Source organism: Parabacteroides sp. (assembly GCF_977054455.1).
Window position 1 is genome coordinate 33,083 of sequence record NZ_CDRTCT010000022.1, and the last position, 16,705, is coordinate 49,787.

Annotated in this window: 11 protein-coding genes and 1 pseudogene; 6 read left to right on the forward strand and 6 right to left on the reverse strand. The window is 46.8% G+C overall.

Features of this window, described 5'->3' with window-relative positions:
• On the reverse strand, positions 1-630 hold the full coding sequence (locus ACW6QF_RS12215; RefSeq protein ID WP_281714874.1) for a hypothetical protein: 630 nt from the start codon (positions 628-630) through the stop codon (positions 1-3).
• 92 nt (positions 631-722) lie between these two features.
• Here ACW6QF_RS12215 and ACW6QF_RS12220 point away from each other — a divergent pair, with 92 nt between their 5' ends.
• Entirely contained in the window at positions 723-2,141 is a 1,419-nt protein-coding gene (locus tag ACW6QF_RS12220) for an ATP-dependent DNA helicase (RefSeq protein WP_456088039.1), read from the forward strand.
• 262 nt (positions 2,142-2,403) lie between these two features.
• Here the strand turns inward: ACW6QF_RS12220 and ACW6QF_RS12225 are convergent, their stop codons facing one another.
• Positions 2,404-6,027: a DUF6383 domain-containing protein gene (locus ACW6QF_RS12225; protein ID WP_456088040.1), complete on the reverse strand. Its 3,624-nt coding sequence runs from the start codon at positions 6,025-6,027 to the stop codon at positions 2,404-2,406.
• 933 nt (positions 6,028-6,960) lie between these two features.
• On the opposite strand from ACW6QF_RS12225, the gene ACW6QF_RS12230 reads away from it, so the two are divergent.
• Positions 6,961-7,908, forward strand: a complete 948-nt coding sequence (locus ACW6QF_RS12230; RefSeq protein ID WP_456088041.1) for an Rpn family recombination-promoting nuclease/putative transposase — start codon at positions 6,961-6,963, stop codon at positions 7,906-7,908.
• A gap of 58 nt (positions 7,909-7,966) precedes the next feature.
• Here the strand turns inward: ACW6QF_RS12230 and ACW6QF_RS12235 are convergent.
• Positions 7,967-8,128 (reverse strand): annotated as a pseudogene (locus ACW6QF_RS12235) (YgjP-like metallopeptidase domain-containing protein); the annotation flags it as partial.
• 142 nt (positions 8,129-8,270) lie between these two features.
• On the opposite strand from ACW6QF_RS12235, the gene ACW6QF_RS12240 reads away from it, so the two are divergent.
• The 4 genes from ACW6QF_RS12240 to ACW6QF_RS12255 all read left to right on the forward strand — a co-directional run bounded on the left by ACW6QF_RS12240 (position 8,271) and on the right by ACW6QF_RS12255 (position 13,603).
• Positions 8,271-9,218 carry an Rpn family recombination-promoting nuclease/putative transposase gene (locus ACW6QF_RS12240; RefSeq protein WP_456088042.1) on the forward strand — a complete coding sequence of 316 codons (948 nt, stop codon included), beginning with the start codon at positions 8,271-8,273 and terminating at the stop codon, positions 9,216-9,218.
• Positions 9,219-9,426: 208 nt separating this feature from the next.
• Positions 9,427-10,119 (forward strand): hemerythrin domain-containing protein, encoded by a 693-nt coding sequence (locus ACW6QF_RS12245; protein ID WP_456088043.1) that lies wholly within the window; start codon positions 9,427-9,429, stop codon positions 10,117-10,119.
• A gap of 7 nt (positions 10,120-10,126) precedes the next feature.
• Positions 10,127-10,729, forward strand: a complete 603-nt coding sequence (locus ACW6QF_RS12250; RefSeq protein WP_456088044.1) for a response regulator transcription factor — start codon at positions 10,127-10,129, stop codon at positions 10,727-10,729.
• A gap of 3 nt (positions 10,730-10,732) precedes the next feature.
• The gene (locus ACW6QF_RS12255) at positions 10,733-13,603 is read left to right on the forward strand and encodes a glycoside hydrolase family 3 C-terminal domain-containing protein (RefSeq protein ID WP_456088045.1); all 2,871 of its coding nucleotides are present in this window, start codon (positions 10,733-10,735) and stop codon (positions 13,601-13,603) included.
• 80 nt (positions 13,604-13,683) lie between these two features.
• Here ACW6QF_RS12255 and ACW6QF_RS12260 read toward each other — a convergent pair whose 3' ends face one another.
• The 3 genes from ACW6QF_RS12260 to ACW6QF_RS12270 all read right to left on the reverse strand — a co-directional run bounded on the left by ACW6QF_RS12260 (position 13,684) and on the right by ACW6QF_RS12270 (position 16,668).
• Positions 13,684-14,322 (reverse strand): carbohydrate-binding family 9-like protein, encoded by a 639-nt coding sequence (locus tag ACW6QF_RS12260; RefSeq protein ID WP_298551353.1) that lies wholly within the window; start codon positions 14,320-14,322, stop codon positions 13,684-13,686.
• A 1-nt stretch (position 14,323) separates the two neighbouring features.
• A complete protein-coding gene (locus tag ACW6QF_RS12265) occupies positions 14,324-14,983 on the reverse strand; it encodes a LysE family translocator (RefSeq protein ID WP_298551355.1) in 660 nt (219 codons plus the stop codon).
• Positions 14,984-15,129: 146 nt separating this feature from the next.
• The gene (locus tag ACW6QF_RS12270; RefSeq protein ID WP_456088046.1) at positions 15,130-16,668 is read right to left on the reverse strand and encodes a sulfatase family protein; all 1,539 of its coding nucleotides are present in this window, start codon (positions 16,666-16,668) and stop codon (positions 15,130-15,132) included.
• Positions 16,669-16,705: the final 37 nt, after the last annotated feature.

Sequence of the window (16,705 nt, forward strand, 5' to 3'; positions counted from 1 at the left end):
TTAATCTTCCCAGTTACCTGCGTTGTTATTGATTTCTTCTACGGAACCTACGCGCAGACCCGGATATTTGTTCATCTTTTCAGCCTTATCCTTCAAGTTGTACTCCAACTGCTTGTTCAGGTCGCCCAAATAATCATCATACAAAACGCCACACTGGAAGACTTTCACCGTATAACCGGAACCGGAAGTCAAAGTAGCCGTATCCATAGTGAACTGTACATTTGTTTCCGGCACGTTACGCAAATCGTCTACGTTATAGCCTTTGCCGAACAATGTATCTACAGCTGTCACCCAAATAGTGTCACGTCTGATCAATCCTTTCTTGACAGCTTCCTTTTCAGTCATACCTTTTTCAAGCTGTTCGTCCGTCAACACACCCTCCTTGATAAGGAACGGCAATTTTTCGTCCTTTAAGAACTTACACAGTTCATCGAAATTAGCGGCATGCACCTTGTGAATGTTCTTGTACTCGATCTGAGCTTTACGGATATCAATCAAACGTTGTTTGATCAAAGTCTCGCGCCGTTCCTTTTCAGCATCAAACTCCTTCGGTGTCATAATACTTCTGTAGCACATGTACGCAAGCAGTAATACTGCCACAGCCAATAAAATCTTTAATGTAACTTTCATGGTTTATATGTTTTTTGAATTTATTTCGTTCGGCAAATTTAAAAAAGAATATTTAATACACTACCTTTATCGCGAAAATTATTACGATCAAAATGATAAATAGTTATTTAAGCCGCCAAATTACACAAAATTTCCCATATAATCCGACCGAAGACCAGGTTTTAGCATTAAATGTCCTATCCGGTTTCCTGCTTTCGGAAGAACCGGATTCGGTTTTATTACTGAAAGGATATGCCGGAACGGGCAAAACGTCGCTGGTCGGAGCCTTGGTGAAGACGATGGCGGAGCTAAAACAGAAAAGCATCCTGCTCGCCCCGACCGGACGGGCGGCAAAGGTATTTTCCGGCTATGCCGGGCAGAAAGCGTTCACGATACACAAGAAGATATATCGCCAGAAAGCCTTTTCCAACGAACCGACAGGTTTTCATCCGGCCGATAATCTGCATAAAGACACGCTTTTTATAGTGGACGAAGCCTCGATGATCGCCAACGAAGGGTTGGACTCGTTCGTTTTCGGTACCGGACGCCTGCTGGACGACCTGATCCAGTATGTCTATTCCGGTGAAAACTGCCGCCTGATCCTGATGGGCGATGTGGCACAGCTGCCTCCCGTCATGCAATCCGAAAGCCCGGCTCTCAACCCGGAAATACTGCGGGGATATAATCTGAAGGTACAGGAAATCACGCTTACCCAGGTGGTACGCCAAAGCGAAGACTCCGGGATCTTGTTCAACGCTACCCGCCTACGGGATGCTTTGCGAAACGAGACGGTCGAGATTTTCCCCAAACTAAGGCTGAAAGGCTTCACCGACTTCAGGAAGGTAAACGGGGACGAACTGATCGAAGAGATCTCCTCGGCCTACAGCCGGGACGGGATCGAAGAGACCATGATCATTTCGCGTTCCAACAAGCGGGCTACCATCTATAATAATGGTATCCGCAACCGCATCCTGTATCGGGAAGAAGAACTTTCGTCCGGCGACCGGCTGATGGTTGCCAAGAATAACTATTTCTGGACTGCCGATAATAAAGAGATGGACTTCATCGCAAACGGCGAAATCATACAAGTGCTGCGTGTACGAAGGACTTACGAGCTCTACGGTTTCCGTTTTGCCGACGTATCGATCCGTTTCCAGGATTACGATCTCGAAATGGAGGTCAAGATCCTCCTCGACACCTTGCAGACAGATGCCCCCGCACTGCCGAAAGAGCTGAACGACAAGCTCTTCTATACCATCCTCGAAGATTACGACGACATACCGACAAAGGCCGGGAAGATGAAAAAGATGAAAGCCGATCCGCACTACAACGTCCTGCAAGTCAAATTTGCCTATGCCGTCACCTGCCACAAGGCACAGGGCGGACAGTGGATGAATGTCTTTCTGGATATCGGCTATATCACGGAAAAAATGCTTGGGGAAGATTTCTACCGCTGGCTTTACACCGCCTTTACACGCGCAACCCACCGCCTCTACCTGGTGAATCTGCCGGAAGAGTTCGAAGAGAAATAAACGACGAAGCCCCGAAAGCGTTTCCACCTCCGAGGCTTGTTTTGTGTACGCCTTCATCCTTCACAGGGGAAAGGCTACATTGAACTTTTCAATTCAATATACTTTAGTATTATTAATATTAAATCCGGCCGCCTGTTCGCCTGTCGCAGGGTAGTTGCCGTTTAACGGGCACACGGCCAAACACTTTAGAATTATTTGATTATAAAAATCTTCCTGTTGCCGGGAGATGAATCCCCCGGCAAGGGATATTTGTTTGTTTCTATTATTTTACAATTGCCTTTACAGCAGCTTCGCCTTCGACAGCTACTACTACCACACCTGCCGGAGCAGCGATTGTTGCGTCGCTTGAAGTGATAACTGTGTTAGCTACTTCCTGGCCTAAGATGTTAGTGATAACAACTTTCTTGCCTTCAGCGTTAGCGATTCTTACAGCGCCCTTCTGAGTGATTACAGCTACTTCAGATGCGTTGATTGCTTCGTTTGAAGTAGGAGCAGAAGCATTTTCTACAGTTACTTTTACACCTTCTGCAGCAGAACTTACAACCAGAACACCATTCAAATTACGAACGTAATCAGAAGAAGCTACATTCTTCACGTTGTATACACCTTCAGCTTCATCCTTAGCCTGTACAAATTCGAAACGGAAGTTATTGATGCCCTTCAACAATGTAGTCTTGTTTGCACCCTTACCGGCACCTGCTTTAGAATCGATTGTTACAGTATCAGGAGCCATTTCTTTCAACTTGCTGTCATAATTCATGACAATCAGAGAATCGGCGCCATAAGTCTTAGCTTCGCGGAATACAAAACGAGTTGCGCTATAAGCCGTATATTTATCCTTCAAAGCTGTAACAGCTGCTGAATCTTTTGCGTTGTACATGAACAGACGGCTTGCTTCAACACCTTCGGTAGCAGCAACACCCTTTGTGAGATAATAAGAAGGAACAGCCTGGTCTTCATATTTTGCAGTATCCAACCAGAAAACGAAGTCAGATTCAGCGTATGCAGCCTTCAAGTCGCCTTCGCGAACAGCAACACCATTATTCTTAGCATCCATTGCGAAATTGTCGCCTGTAGATGTTTTGATAGTTACATGCTTCGGCAGCGTGATCAAAGAAGCAGGAGACGGTTCTTCAACCATGTCGAATACATAAGCGTTTGTAGCAGTTGTAGCAACCAATGAAACGTTACCGTTCTGATCAACTGTCAGCTGATTTGCAGGAGTAAATTTCTTAGCAGCAACAGCACCAACCAATACTTCATACTGACCTTCGTTCTTTGTTGCACGCAGTGCGAATACTGTAGCAGCAGTCGGTTTTACAGTTGTAAATACAAGCTGATTCGATGTGTTTTTAACCAGATAATACTTTTCGTCTGCCATCAAGCTGTAAGAAGCGATATGAGAAGAATCGTCTGCCATAGCTTCTATAGATTCCTGTGTCATCTTAACCATCTGTGCATCTCCAATTTCACCCTTAACGAATGCCAAAGAAGAATCTTTCTTCATGACCATATAGCCGGCAGCATCACCGCTCAGGAATGATTTAACCTGCAATGCATATTTTGTATTTACCTGGTTGAAATCAGTAATATGTTTGTAACCAACATATTTACCGGCTTCACCCTCCGGAAGAGCAACAACAGCCAACTGGATCGTATCCGAACCCATCGCATAGATATTATTATCTGCATCGACAGTAAACAGCTTGCCACCTAATGTCACACCTGTTTCACGGTTCATAAATACATAATTGTTTGTACCGGCAACTTCTTGTTCAACAGTCCACTGTGAACGAGATACCAAAACAGAAGAATCACCAAAGGCTGTTGTAGTATAGAATGCTTTGTCTCTATTAGCATTCAACTTGCTTGCATCAGCCTTGTCTGCATTATTCTTAGAAATAATGAAGTAGTAAGCTTTTGTGTCCAGATCTGTTTTTGCATCACCCATGTTGAAAGAGATCACGGTTGTGAAGTCTGCAACATTATCAGGATAATAATCTGAAGAGTTTTTCAAAATCGGAGTGATCTGGATCTGGTTCTGAGATTTGCGGTAACCGACAACGGCCGCCTGATCTATTATTGCAAAATCATTAAAATAGACTTCACGCCACAACTGGTCATTATAAGGAGCTTTAGGAGCCCAAGTTTCAATTGCTAAAGAGTCACCATTTACATTATCTACATACTTTGTAAATTTGAATGCATAAGGTAACAAACTGTTTCTTCCTTTTGCAGCAGCATTACCAGTGTTCGTCGTTCCATAAGAGGCATAAGCCAATGTATCCACAGAAAAACGTACATAATCCTGAGTCGGTGTTAAACGAACCGTATCAGCGACTACATACATCTGAGGACGAACAGCATCTGCATCAGATGATTTCTGTCCTACAGCCTCCAAGTAAACAGCATTTGAAATAGTAGATGTAGTTGCTCCACGAGCACAAGTCGTTTTGCCTGCGGCAGTAGTATATGCTTTTGCTATCGTTGCATCAGCTGTAGCCAACGCTGCATCAAACAATGCATTTAAAGCAGAAGCGGCAGCAGAATATTGAGTTGATCCTACAAAATTAGCTGGATTCGCTGTTGTTAAATTGTCCGTTGTAGAAGTAGGATTCCAGGCCCAAATAGCATTATTAAATGCATCAAAGCTTGTTTCAACTTCAGGGGCAGCAAATAAAGCTCCTAAAGATAAACAGTCAGCTGTAGTAGTCAAAGTTGCAGCATCAGCAGTTATTATTGCGATTTTTGCAGCGGCAGCAGTGTAAGCGTCCAACTCTGTTTCAGACACAGTTCCATCGGCTTGTGTTTTAACAGCAGCAGCCAAATCTGTAACAGCGTCTATTTTTGTCTGATCACCAGACCCCAATAATGCATAGGCAGAACCACTGGCTTTTAAAGCATCAAGAGCCTTTTTATCTGCAGTAGCGTTTTCAGTAGTATACCCATTATCAGTATTTGCCGTTCCAAATGTAACTTCAGCACCACCACCTGTGTTATAAGGTGCACCATTAATAAACGATTTAAGACGTTGATCTAATAGTAAAATAGCAGCTTCTACAGTAGTTTTTGCTGTATTCATTTTTTCAAGTGCAGCATCTCTTGCAGCACTAAAACTTGGGTCGGGATCCAATAATGCATGAATCGGATGAGTACCATTTATTTCAGTAGCAGCCACAGCCTTCAACGTATACTTCGTAAACGGATTTTCATAAGCGTCCGAAGTTGCATTTGTCTTGAAGTTCAGTTTAAAGCCTTCAGAAGACATAACTGCAGCCAAAGCAGTAGCATCCAAAACTACCGGAGCCGGAGAGACTAATTGGAAATTAGCCGGGGAAGTGGCAGTTGCACCAGCACCTACAACAGACATCAACTTGATTGTGTTAGCACCTGTTGCCAACCACAAAACAGAGTCTTTTGCAGCCTTATCTGCTTTTACAGTATAAGTCAAATTGAAACTCGTTTCTGTTTGTGTAATCTGAGTACTTTGTGACCAAACCTTTACACTACCCGGACGAACACCCATTGCAGCTGTAGCATCTAAGTTGTGATTAGCACGACTCGGGTCCATAGAGAGTTTTTCACCAGTATATTTGTTTGTAAACTCATACTGATAAACTACACCACCGTTTGCAGTAGCAACACGTTTCTCTGAAACGCTCCACAACAGCTGATCAACCTGCTTTACTGTTAAAGTTGCAGGGTCATACAGGCACAAGCTATCGGCCTTTAGAGTCTCATCAGACAGGCCAACATACTTGTTAGATGTCGCTTCCTTCAAATGATAATACTTCTTTGCAGATAAATCCGCTGGACTTGCGTTTACAGCAGACAATCCACCGGCTACCAGAACGGCAGCCAAAAGAGTAGAAAATCTCTTGTTCATAATCATTAAAAATTAATTGTTAATAAAATAGTGTTTAAAAATCCAACAACTAATTTCACGAAGGGGAGAGCAACTCCCCGCGAATGATTATGAACGGGCATAAAAAAACGCGGGTCTATTGTCTATTATTTAAGTATAGGCATCTGGAAAAGCCCGCATAACAATAATAGAACAATAGCCCGCGCCTTATACGATATAAAACAATTTTCCCATAAGAATGGTAGATGAATTTATACGTAACCAGCGCAAGCATTTACTGTCCATTATCCCGTTATGCTTAAAATTTTCCAGATTTTATACTTAGGAATAATCTTCGTAAAATGCTTACAATATGTAAACGATCCCGCGCACTGTGAGCCGCTGCCCACTACGGAATCGTTGCAAAGGTAAATAGGTTTTCCGAATCAACAAGAAAAAACGCCCACTATTTTCCAAAATATATGGGTTACAGAACAAAACAATGCCGTTTATGCAACATACTCCCCAGGTTCCGGGGATAAAAAGGAAGATAAGTGAAACGACATTGTTTCCTGCCGCGAAACAAAAGTCTCCACGGTCGAAACTTTTGTTTCACGGCTTGAAACTTTAGTTTCGACCGATGAAACTAAAGTTTCCCTTAAGTGAAACTAAAGTTTCAAAGCAAGCGAATGTATGAAACTTTAGTTTCAAACTTTTTTTCGGCTGAAACTTTTCCATTTAAGTTGAAGGAAACAGAACGGTCGGATATTCTTATGATTGCAAAACATATAGGTTTCAAAATCGAGTCTCCAAACAGTGTGAGCCCTAATTACATAAAATAACCTGGGAGGATTTAGAGGATAATTTAAGAAAAACTGAATCTTGTGAAAATAAATTTGTTTTCGCCTTTCCTATATATAATATTTGCCTATATTTGTCCGCGAAGTATCAATAGTTCGACTAAAACATTTAATTATGGACAAATTTATCAATCCCTTCTCTGATTACGGCTGGAAAAAGATTTTCGGCAGTGAAGTAAGCAAAGATCTTATCATCAGTTTCCTCAATGAAGTCATCCAACAGGAAGTCATCGTCGACATCACGTTTCGCAATGTCGAGATGCTCGGTCTGAAGCAGGACCAACGTCGTGCTGTTTTCGATATTTTCTGCGAGAATGAAAAGGGGGAAGTCTTTATCGTTGAAATGCAGAAGAGCCGGCAGAAGTATTTCTCCGACAGGGTGTTATACTACGCCTCGTTCGCCATCCAGCAACAATCCATGATCGTAAAGGAAAGGCTCGAAAAGGAGCCGGACGAAATAGTCCGCAAACGCTGGAACTATCAGATCAATAAAGTATATGTCGTATGCATCCTGAACTACATCATGGAGCCGTCCCGTCCGGATAAATACCGCTGGGATGTCGTGCGCATGGATCGGGAGTTGAAAGTTCCTTTCAGCGAGACGCTCAACGAAATCTATATCGAAATGCCGAAATTTGTATTACCTTTGTCGGAGTGTGATACACTTTACAAGAAGTGGTTATATGTCTTAAACAACATCGAGATCATGGAACGATTACCGAAAGAACTGAACAATCAGATATTCCGCAAGCTGAAAAGCATCGTGGAGGTAGAGCGCATGACGCCCGACCAACGCCTGGAATACGAACTGAGCCTTTCCGTCGAACGCGACCTCTCCGCCGCCCTCGACACCAGCTTCGAAGACGGGATGGAAAAAGGAAAGGCGGAAGGCATGAAGGACGGAATCGAACAAGGTATGAAGCATGGAATGGAAAAAGGAAAAGAAGAAGGCAAAGCCGAGGAACAGCGTCTTATCGCAACCAATTTAAAAAAGCAAGGGATCAACATCGAAACGATTGCTCAATGTACCGGCTTGTCGTTAAAAGAGATCAGCGGGTTATAACCTGTTAATGCTCCATCCATTGAACCGGCCGGATTGTTTTGATACAAGATAATCCGGCTTACAGCATATGATACTTCTTCAACTCCTTCCTCAGTTCTAACGCTTTCCCGTCCGTGACCTTGTCCATTGGTGCCCAAAAACGATCGCTGTGGTTCATCTCTATGGTGTGGCAAAGTTCGTGAAGGAGGACGTAGTCGATCAGGTGCCAGAGCAGGAGCATCCCTTGCAGACATTGATCGCAGGGGTTTAGTTGTTGTTTTTTAAGAAATAGGAAAGATAATTGATCTTTTGCCTTTTATTTACGATATGTTTACCTATATTTGTCGTTGTAGTAATAACAGTTGCAACTAAAACAATTAATTATGGACAAATTTATCAATCCCTTCTCTGATTACGGCTGGAAAAAGATTTTCGGCAGTGAAGTAAGCAAAGATCTTATCATCAGTTTCCTCAATGAAGTCATCCAACAGGAAGTCATCGTCGACATCACGTTCCGCAATGTCGAGATGCTCGGTTTGAAACAAGACCAGCGCCGGGCTGTTTTCGACATCTTCTGCGAGAATGAAAAGGGGGAAGTCTTTATTGTTGAAATGCAGAAGAGCCGGCAGAAGTACTTCTCCGACAGGGTGTTATACTATGCCTCGTTCGCCATCCAGCAACAATCCATGATCGTAAAGGAAAGGCTCGAAAGGGAACCGGACGAAGTAGTCCGCAAACGCTGGAACTATCAGATCAATAAAGTATATGTCGTGTGCATCCTGAACTACATCATGGACCCGTCCCGTCCTGATAAATACCGCTGGGATGTCGTGCGCATGGACCGGGAATTGAAGATCCCTTTTAGCGAGACGCTCAACGAAATCTATATCGAAATGCCGAAATTTGTATTACCTTTGTCGGAGTGTGATACACTTTACAAGAAGTGGTTATATGTCTTAAACAACATCGAGATCATGGAACGATTACCGAAAGAACTGAACAATCAGATATTCCGCAAGCTGAAGAGCATCGTGGAGGTAGAGCGCATGACGCCCGACCAACGCCTGGAATACGAACTGAGCCTTTCCGTCGAACGCGACCTCTCCGCCGCCCTCGATACCAGCTTCGAAGACGGGATGGAAAAAGGATTGGAAAAAGGCAAGGCGGAAGGCATGAAGGACGGAATCGAACAAGGCATGAAGCATGGAATGGAAAAGGGTAAAGCGGAAGAGCAACGTCTTATCGCTGCCAATTTCAAAAGACAAGGGATCAATGTCGAGACGATTGCTCAATGTACCGGCTTGTCGGTGAAAGAAATTAACGAGTTGTAATCGACCGTTTTTTATCGGTAGAGTCAGTCGGGGTGTTATCTATTCAAGCACTCCGGCTGATTCAGTTTTACGTCTTGCCAGTTGCGAATCATTTGCACAATAGAATATTTTAGTGCGGTTACCCTGTAATTCCGTCAGCGCAGCCTGCGGGAATCTATTTTTTATGTATCTTTGGCTATTCAAACACCAAGACAAGGGAGAAAAGCCTATGTACAAGAATGGTAAATATCGGGAGACCGATAAAATGAGCGATCTGATCTGCGATAATTATCCGATGGTGCTCGTCATGAGCCGCTTCGGGATTGCACTCGGATTCGGTGAAAAGAACATCGGAGAGGTGTGCCGCCAAAACGGTGTCGATCCCTGCACGTTCCTGACCGTCGTGAACTTTCTGACGGAAGAGGTATCCGCGCCGGTGACGAACATTGACAAATGCCTGTCGATTGAGGCTTTGATCACTTATCTGCATAACGCACACGCCTATTTCCTGGACTTCCGGCTGCCCCATATCCGCCGCAAGCTGACAGAGGCGATTGCCGACTGCCCGAAAGACGTGGCGTTCGTCATTACCAAATTTTTCGACAACTATGCCGCGGAAGTGAACAAACACATGTCGTATGAGGAAAAGACGGTATTCCCATACGTACGGGGATTGCTGAAAGGCGTGAAAGATCCGAAATACAACATAACGATCTTCCGGAAACATCACGATCAGATCGAGATGAAGATCATCGAGCTGAAAAACATCCTGATCAAATATTATCCGGGGCCCGGAAGCAACCTGCTGAACAGCGTCTTGTTCGACATCTTCGCGACCGAACAGGACTTGGCGTCCCATAATCATGTAGAAGACTATCTTTTCGTGCCGGCGATTCTGGCTCTCGAAAAAACAATACAGTGATGCGCCTATGAGCACCCTATTAAACATAGCGATCGCCGAACCGTCCGCCATCATCCGAAGCGGGCTCGAAGCGGTATTGAAGCGGCTTCCCGGATTCCGCATCCAGATCATCGAAATAGCCACCGCGGAGCTTTTGCAGGAGACGCTTCGCTCGCACAGACCGGATATGCTGATTGTCAACCCGTCGCTCCCCGGTTGCTACACCCTGCAGCTTCTCAGGGAGGAAACCGGTTGTACGGAGATGAAGTGCATAGCTTTGCTCTATGCCGTCGCCGATCATGCCCTGCTGCGGCCTTACGACGACCAGATCAGCATCTACGACAGCCCTGACGAGATCCGTCACAAGCTGGAACGCCTCCATACGCCACCGGTTGAAGAAGTTGAAAACAAAGAACAACAGACGCTCAGCACACGCGAAAAGGAAATCGTGGTCTGCGTGGTCAAAGGCATGACGAACCGCGAAATAGCCGACCGCCTGTTCCTTTCCACACACACCGTTGTCACGCACCGACGCAACATCGCCCGCAAGCTACAGATACACAGTGCCAGTGGTCTGACCGTCTACGCCATTGTTAACAAATTAGTTGAACTAAACGACATCAAATTATAATCCATGAAGAAAAACAAACTGGCCGTCTTTACGTCGTGCCTTGTCCTGGCCGGGACATTCTGCACGCAGGCGCAAAACAACAAAACGCCACAGGAAATCCGGATACCGGATACCTACAAATTGACGAACAAGTCCATCTACCGGAACGGTTGGATAGACTTCAACAAGAATGGGAAAAAGGATGTATATGAAGATCCTGCGGCCCCGATCGACGCACGTGTCGAAGACCTTCTCTCGCAAATGACCGTCGAGGAAAAAACGTGTCAGATGGTCACGCTCTACGGCTACAAGCGGGTACTGAAAGACGACTTGCCGACGCCGGAATGGAAAAACCAGCTCTGGAAAGACGGCATGGGAGCGATCGACGAACATCTGAACGGTTTCCAGCAATGGGGACTTCCCCCTTCCGACAACCCGTATGTCTGGCCGGCTTCGCGCCATGCCTGGGCTTTGAATGAAGTGCAACGGTTCTTTATCGAAGAGACACGCCTGGGTATCCCGACCGACTTCACGAACGAGGGCATACGCGGGGTGGAAAGCTACATCGCCACCAACTTCCCGACACAGTTGGGATTGGGACACACCTGGAACCGCGACCTGGTCCACAAAGTCGGTTATATCACCGGACGCGAAGGACGGTTGTTGGGATATACCAACGTCTACGCCCCGATACTCGATGTCGGCCGCGACCAGCGTTGGGGACGTTATGAAGAGGTGTATGGCGAAAGCCCGTACCTCGTAGCCGAATTGGGCGTGGAAATGGCAAAAGGGATGCAGACCGATCATCAGGTAGCCGCCACTTCCAAACACTATATCGCTTACAGCAACAACAAAGGCGGGCGTGAAGGGATGGCACGCGTAGACCCGCAAATGTCACCGCGCGAAGTCGAGATGATCCATGTATATCCCTGGAAACGTGTCATCAAGGAAGCCGGCATCCTCGGAGTCATGAGTGCCTATAACGATTATGACGGATTCCCCGTACAGAGCAGCTATTACTGGCTGACGACACGCTTGCGCGGCGAGTTCGGTTTCCGCGGGTATGTGGTATCGGACAGCGACGCCGTCGAGTATCTTTTCTCCAAGCACGGGACTGCCGCCGATATGAAAGAATCCGTGTTGCAAAGCGTACTGGCGGGATTGAACATCCGTTGTACGTTCCGTTCCCCGGATTCATACGTCCTGCCGCTTCGCGAACTGATCGCGGAAGGGGCGCTGCCGATGTCCACGATCGACGACCGCGTGCGCGACATCCTGCGCGTCAAATTCCTCGTCGGATTGTTCGACCATCCGTACCAGATCGATCTGAAAGAAGCGGATAAAGAGGTGAACAGCGTCGAAAACCAGCAGGTCGCCTTGCAGGCTTCGAAAGAATCGCTCGTTCTGTTGAAGAACCAAGATGCTGTTCTTCCTTTAGACGTAAACAACGTTTCCAAAATCGCCGTATGCGGTCCGAATGCCGATGAAGAGGCATACGCTTTGACGCACTACGGTCCGCTTGCCGTAGAGGTGACCACCGTGTTGGAAGGTATTCGGAACAAGGTGAAACCGGATACGGAAGTGCTCTTTACCAAAGGTTGCGACCTGGTAGATGCCAATTGGCCGGAATCGGAACTGATCCGTTACCCGCTGACAGCCGAAGAACAGAGCGAGATCGACAAAGCGGTGGAAAACGCGAAGAAGAGCGATGTGGCCGTTGTCGTGCTGGGCGGCAGCAACCGCACGTGCGGGGAAAACAAATCACGTTCCAGCCTCGAACTGCCGGGCCGCCAGCTCGACTTGCTGCAAGCGGTCGTTGCCACAGGCAAACCGGTCGTACTGGTGCTGATCAACGGCCGTCCGTTGTCTATCAATTGGGCGGACAAATATGTTCCGGCCATCCTCGAAGCCTGGTATCCGGGGTCGCAAGGCGGTACGGCCATCGCAGACGCTTTGTTCGGCGACTATAATCCGGGTGGAAAACTGACCGTCACCTTCCCCAAGACAGTCGGACAGATTCCCTTCAACTTCCCCACCAAGCCCAATGCACAGGTCGACGGCGGACGCAATAAAGGGTTGGACGGCAACATGTCCCGTGTGAACGGCCCGTTGTATCCGTTCGGCTACGGATTGAGTTATACGACTTTCGAATATTCCGACATTTCGATTCAGCCTGCTGTCGTGACGCAGGTTCAACCGGTCACCGTCCGTTGCAAGGTAACGAATACAGGCAAACGCGCCGGAGACGAAGTGGTACAGCTATATGTACGCGATATCCTAAGCTCCGTTACGACCTACGAAAAGAACCTCGTCGGCTTCGACCGTATCCATCTGAATCCGGGAGAAACGAAAGAGCTTGCCTTCACGATCGAACCGCGCGACTTGCAACTGCTGAACAGTGATAACCATTGGGTGGTAGAACCGGGAGATTTCAAGGTCATGGTCGGCGCCTCGTCCGAAGATATCCGTCTGAACGACCGTTTCACGGTGGTGGAATATGGTAAAGAGCAGGCAAGCGCGTCGGCAGTTTCCCGGCAGCAGAAATCAGTTATTGCCAGCTCATCCCAAGCGTCTGCCCCGCTGGTATTGGACGGGAACCTGTCCACAGCCTGGAAAGCCAACAAAGGCGAATACATCACATTCGCACTTGAAAACAACGCCTCGCCGAACAGCATCGCGATCGCTTGGAAAGAAAAAAGCAAAGATGCAAAATTTGAAATCCAGCTTTCCGGTGGCGGAGGCCAGTTCCTGACCGTATATGAAGGGACAGTAGAGGCTACGAACGAACTGAAGAATTACCGGTTCAAAGGCACGACCGCCAGTGATATCCGTATCGTAATAACCTCCGGCAATGCAAGTATTTCGGAAGTCAAAATCAAGGAGTTGAAAAATTAAGAATTAAAAATTAAGAATTAAGAAATGGTGTCTTATGCATTCATTTCTTAATTCTTAATTCTTAATTTTTAATTCTTAATTTACAAATAGATTTCCCCAAAGAACTCCGGACAATGGAAGTTCGGAGTAGGAAGATCGATCGGGTTCCAGCTGACAAAATGCGGAAATTCCGTATCGTCTGCACATTTATAGAAGTTGCCCATTATCTTTTCCGGCAGGTTGTCAGGATCGAGGCCCATCAACCGGAAAGGAATGGCAACCACCAACTCCCAGCTATAGATACCCAGTTTCTCTGTAAAAGCGGTATGAGGCAGACTTGAGAAACGACGTATGGAAGCATATTCTTCGGCTGTCAGCGATTTCTTCGAATCACGCGATTCCCGATAGGAAGCATCACATGTACCGATACAGTTAAACTCGAAATTGTAGTAATTGGGATCATCCAGCCGCTTCATAAAAAACTCCACGCAACTATCCTGGTAGACAGGCGAACCATCCGCTTCATAAAGAGCTTTCAGGGAATTGCCTTTTACAAAGTAACGAATATACAGATTCACTTTCGATCTTGCGATATCGAAAGCCACGATCGGCTTATAGGGATACTCCTCCCAGTTAATCACGTCGATCGACTCTCGCTGGGCTTTTTCCATCAAAAAGCCTACGGACGACAGGTCCAGTACGTCCAGCGTTTCCAAATAAGGGACTTTCAGTTTCTTCATTTCAATTATAGATTTGGAGCAATGGCAGATGTAAATAGGAAGTCAGCAATACGGATAAAACTCCGATGACCGCCAAGACAATAATGACCGATCCGACTATCCTATTCAACAGCCATATACCTCGCACGTTAAACCATTTCTTTAATTTAGCCACTATATAAGTGATTCCGAACCACCAGAGAACAGCTCCCACCCCAATAAAGACGATGCCTCCCAACAACATCCAAACAGAATGTTCCGGCAGGACAAAGCCAAAGCGGGCAAACAAACCAATATATAGTAATACGATTAATACGTTGCTAAAGGTAAGAAGAAAAGCCGTAATAAAATCCTGGGTGAAGGATAACTTTTTCTCCCGTTGTTTTTTGAGATTCCGGACAGGATTGGACTGGAAAATATAATAGCCGAAAATGCCCAGTACGATACTGCCGATCAATTGCAAGGGAGCCTGGTTCGCCTCCACGAAATTCACCACGACTCCCATCCCCAGGCAGGTCAGTGCAGCGTAGATCACGTCCGACAGAGCAGCCCCCAATCCGGTGACAAACCCGTGCCAGCGTCCTTTGTTCAGCGTTCGTTGTATGCACAGCATACCGATCGGACCCATCGGGGCGGAAACCAGTACGCCAATCACAATTCCTTTACTTATCAATCCCAGCATTATCCTTTTATTTTCTGCCTAATGATTTGCAAAGATAACGCAAACCGGGAGCAGAATAAAATGAACTCGTCCTTTTTAACTAAAAAACGCCTGCAGGAATGTTTTTTAGATTACCTACAGGCGTTTTCACACTTTATGCAAAAAGACTATTTAGCCTTTTCCTTTTCTAAAATAGCTTTCAACTTTGCAACGATTTCGGGATGTTCGGCTGCCAAATTCTTCTTTTCGCCGATATCCTGTTTCAAGTTGTAAAGCTGTTCTTCCTTGCTGTTGCCCAACTCGATATTGGTCAGTTTCTGATAGGCGGCGCCATTGCTCGGAGCAATATACTTCCATTCGCCGTCGGAAACAGAAAGAGAACCGGCCACTTCGACCACATAGTCGCGTCCTTTCCGGTCTTTACCCAAGAAAGCATCCAGATAATCCTGGCTGTCAGGACCGGCGCCCGCTTCAAGAGTCTTGCCCATCAGGCTTGCCATAGAAGCATACAAGTCGACCTGCGAAACCAATGCATCGGAGACACCCGGTTTCACCTGCGCCGGCCAGCTCACGATCATCGGGATGCGGGTTCCGGCTTCGAAAATACTATATTTGCCGCCACGGAACGGTCCCCAAGGCTTATGGTCGCCCAAAAGTTCAACGGCACGGTCTGCATAGCCGTCATCGACCACAGGCCCATTGTCGCTACTCAGAACGATCAGGGTGTTTTCCGTCAGGCCTGCTCTGTCCAATGCATCCATAACCTGTCCGACCGTCCAGTCGAATTGCAGCAAAGCATCGCCACGGGGACCCATACCGCTCTTCCCTACAAAGCGGGGGTGCGGCCAACGGGGAACATGCGCATCATTGGTTCCGACATACAGGAAGAACGGTTCGTCCTTGTGGTTCTCGATAAACCGGACAGCCTTACAAGTAATACTGTCCGCTATGTTCTCGTCTTCCCACAAAGCCTGTTTGCCGCCTTTCATATACCCGATACGGGAGATACCGTTTACGATCGCCATGTCATGCCCGTGGTTCGGGCTCGGTTTGAGCTTTGTCAGCAGTTCCGGATGGTCTTTCCCCAACGGTTCGCCGGGAAACGGTTCCTTATAGCTGACGGCAATCGGATCATTCGGATCGAGGTTCACGATCCGCTGGTTCTCGACAAAAACACAGGGGACACGGTCGGCTGTAGCCGCCATCAGATAGGAGTAATCGAAACCGATATCCGTCGGCCCCGGAGTGATAAAGCCGTTCCAGTCCTGCGTACCGGTCTTGTCGCCCAATCCCAAATGCCACTTCCCGATCGCACCGGTCGTATAGCCGCATTCGCGGAACATATCCGCAACGGTCGGCTGTTCGGGACGGATCACCATACCGGCATCTCCGGCGGCAATCCCCGTATCGTTTCGTCTCCAGGCATAATGTCCGGTAAACAGGGAATAGCGCGAAGGCGTACTGGTCGCAGCTACCGCATGTGCATCCGTAAAACGGACGCCCCGCGCCGCCAGTTTTTCCACATTCGGCGTATGGATCGTTTTCGATCCGTTGCAACTCAGGTCGCCATAACCGATATCATCGGCTATCAGGAAAATAACGTTCGGTTTCTGCTGCTGCGCTACTTTCTCTTCCGCCTTTTGTTTGTTTCCGGAACAGGAGGCCAGCAAGGTGGCCCCTATTCCTAATACGATTGTTGATTTCATGATAATAATTTATTTATGTCGCTTCACATGACTACAC

What these genes read in the sequence shown, in the direction of transcription:
- ACW6QF_RS12215 (WP_281714874.1), bottom strand. Translation starts at nt 630, where the DNA reads ATGAAAGTTACATTAAAGATTTTATTGGCTGTGGCAGTATTACTGCTT.
- ACW6QF_RS12220 (WP_456088039.1), top strand. Translation starts at nt 723, where the DNA reads ATGATAAATAGTTATTTAAGCCGCCAAATTACACAAAATTTCCCATAT.
- ACW6QF_RS12225 (WP_456088040.1), bottom strand. Translation starts at nt 6,027, where the DNA reads ATGAACAAGAGATTTTCTACTCTTTTGGCTGCCGTTCTGGTAGCCGGT.
- ACW6QF_RS12230 (WP_456088041.1), top strand. Translation starts at nt 6,961, where the DNA reads ATGGACAAATTTATCAATCCCTTCTCTGATTACGGCTGGAAAAAGATT.
- ACW6QF_RS12240 (WP_456088042.1), top strand. Translation starts at nt 8,271, where the DNA reads ATGGACAAATTTATCAATCCCTTCTCTGATTACGGCTGGAAAAAGATT.
- ACW6QF_RS12245 (WP_456088043.1), top strand. Translation starts at nt 9,427, where the DNA reads ATGTACAAGAATGGTAAATATCGGGAGACCGATAAAATGAGCGATCTG.
- ACW6QF_RS12250 (WP_456088044.1), top strand. Translation starts at nt 10,127, where the DNA reads ATGAGCACCCTATTAAACATAGCGATCGCCGAACCGTCCGCCATCATC.
- ACW6QF_RS12255 (WP_456088045.1), top strand. Translation starts at nt 10,733, where the DNA reads ATGAAGAAAAACAAACTGGCCGTCTTTACGTCGTGCCTTGTCCTGGCC.
- ACW6QF_RS12260 (WP_298551353.1), bottom strand. Translation starts at nt 14,322, where the DNA reads ATGAAGAAACTGAAAGTCCCTTATTTGGAAACGCTGGACGTACTGGAC.
- ACW6QF_RS12265 (WP_298551355.1), bottom strand. Translation starts at nt 14,983, where the DNA reads ATGCTGGGATTGATAAGTAAAGGAATTGTGATTGGCGTACTGGTTTCC.
- ACW6QF_RS12270 (WP_456088046.1), bottom strand. Translation starts at nt 16,668, where the DNA reads ATGAAATCAACAATCGTATTAGGAATAGGGGCCACCTTGCTGGCCTCC.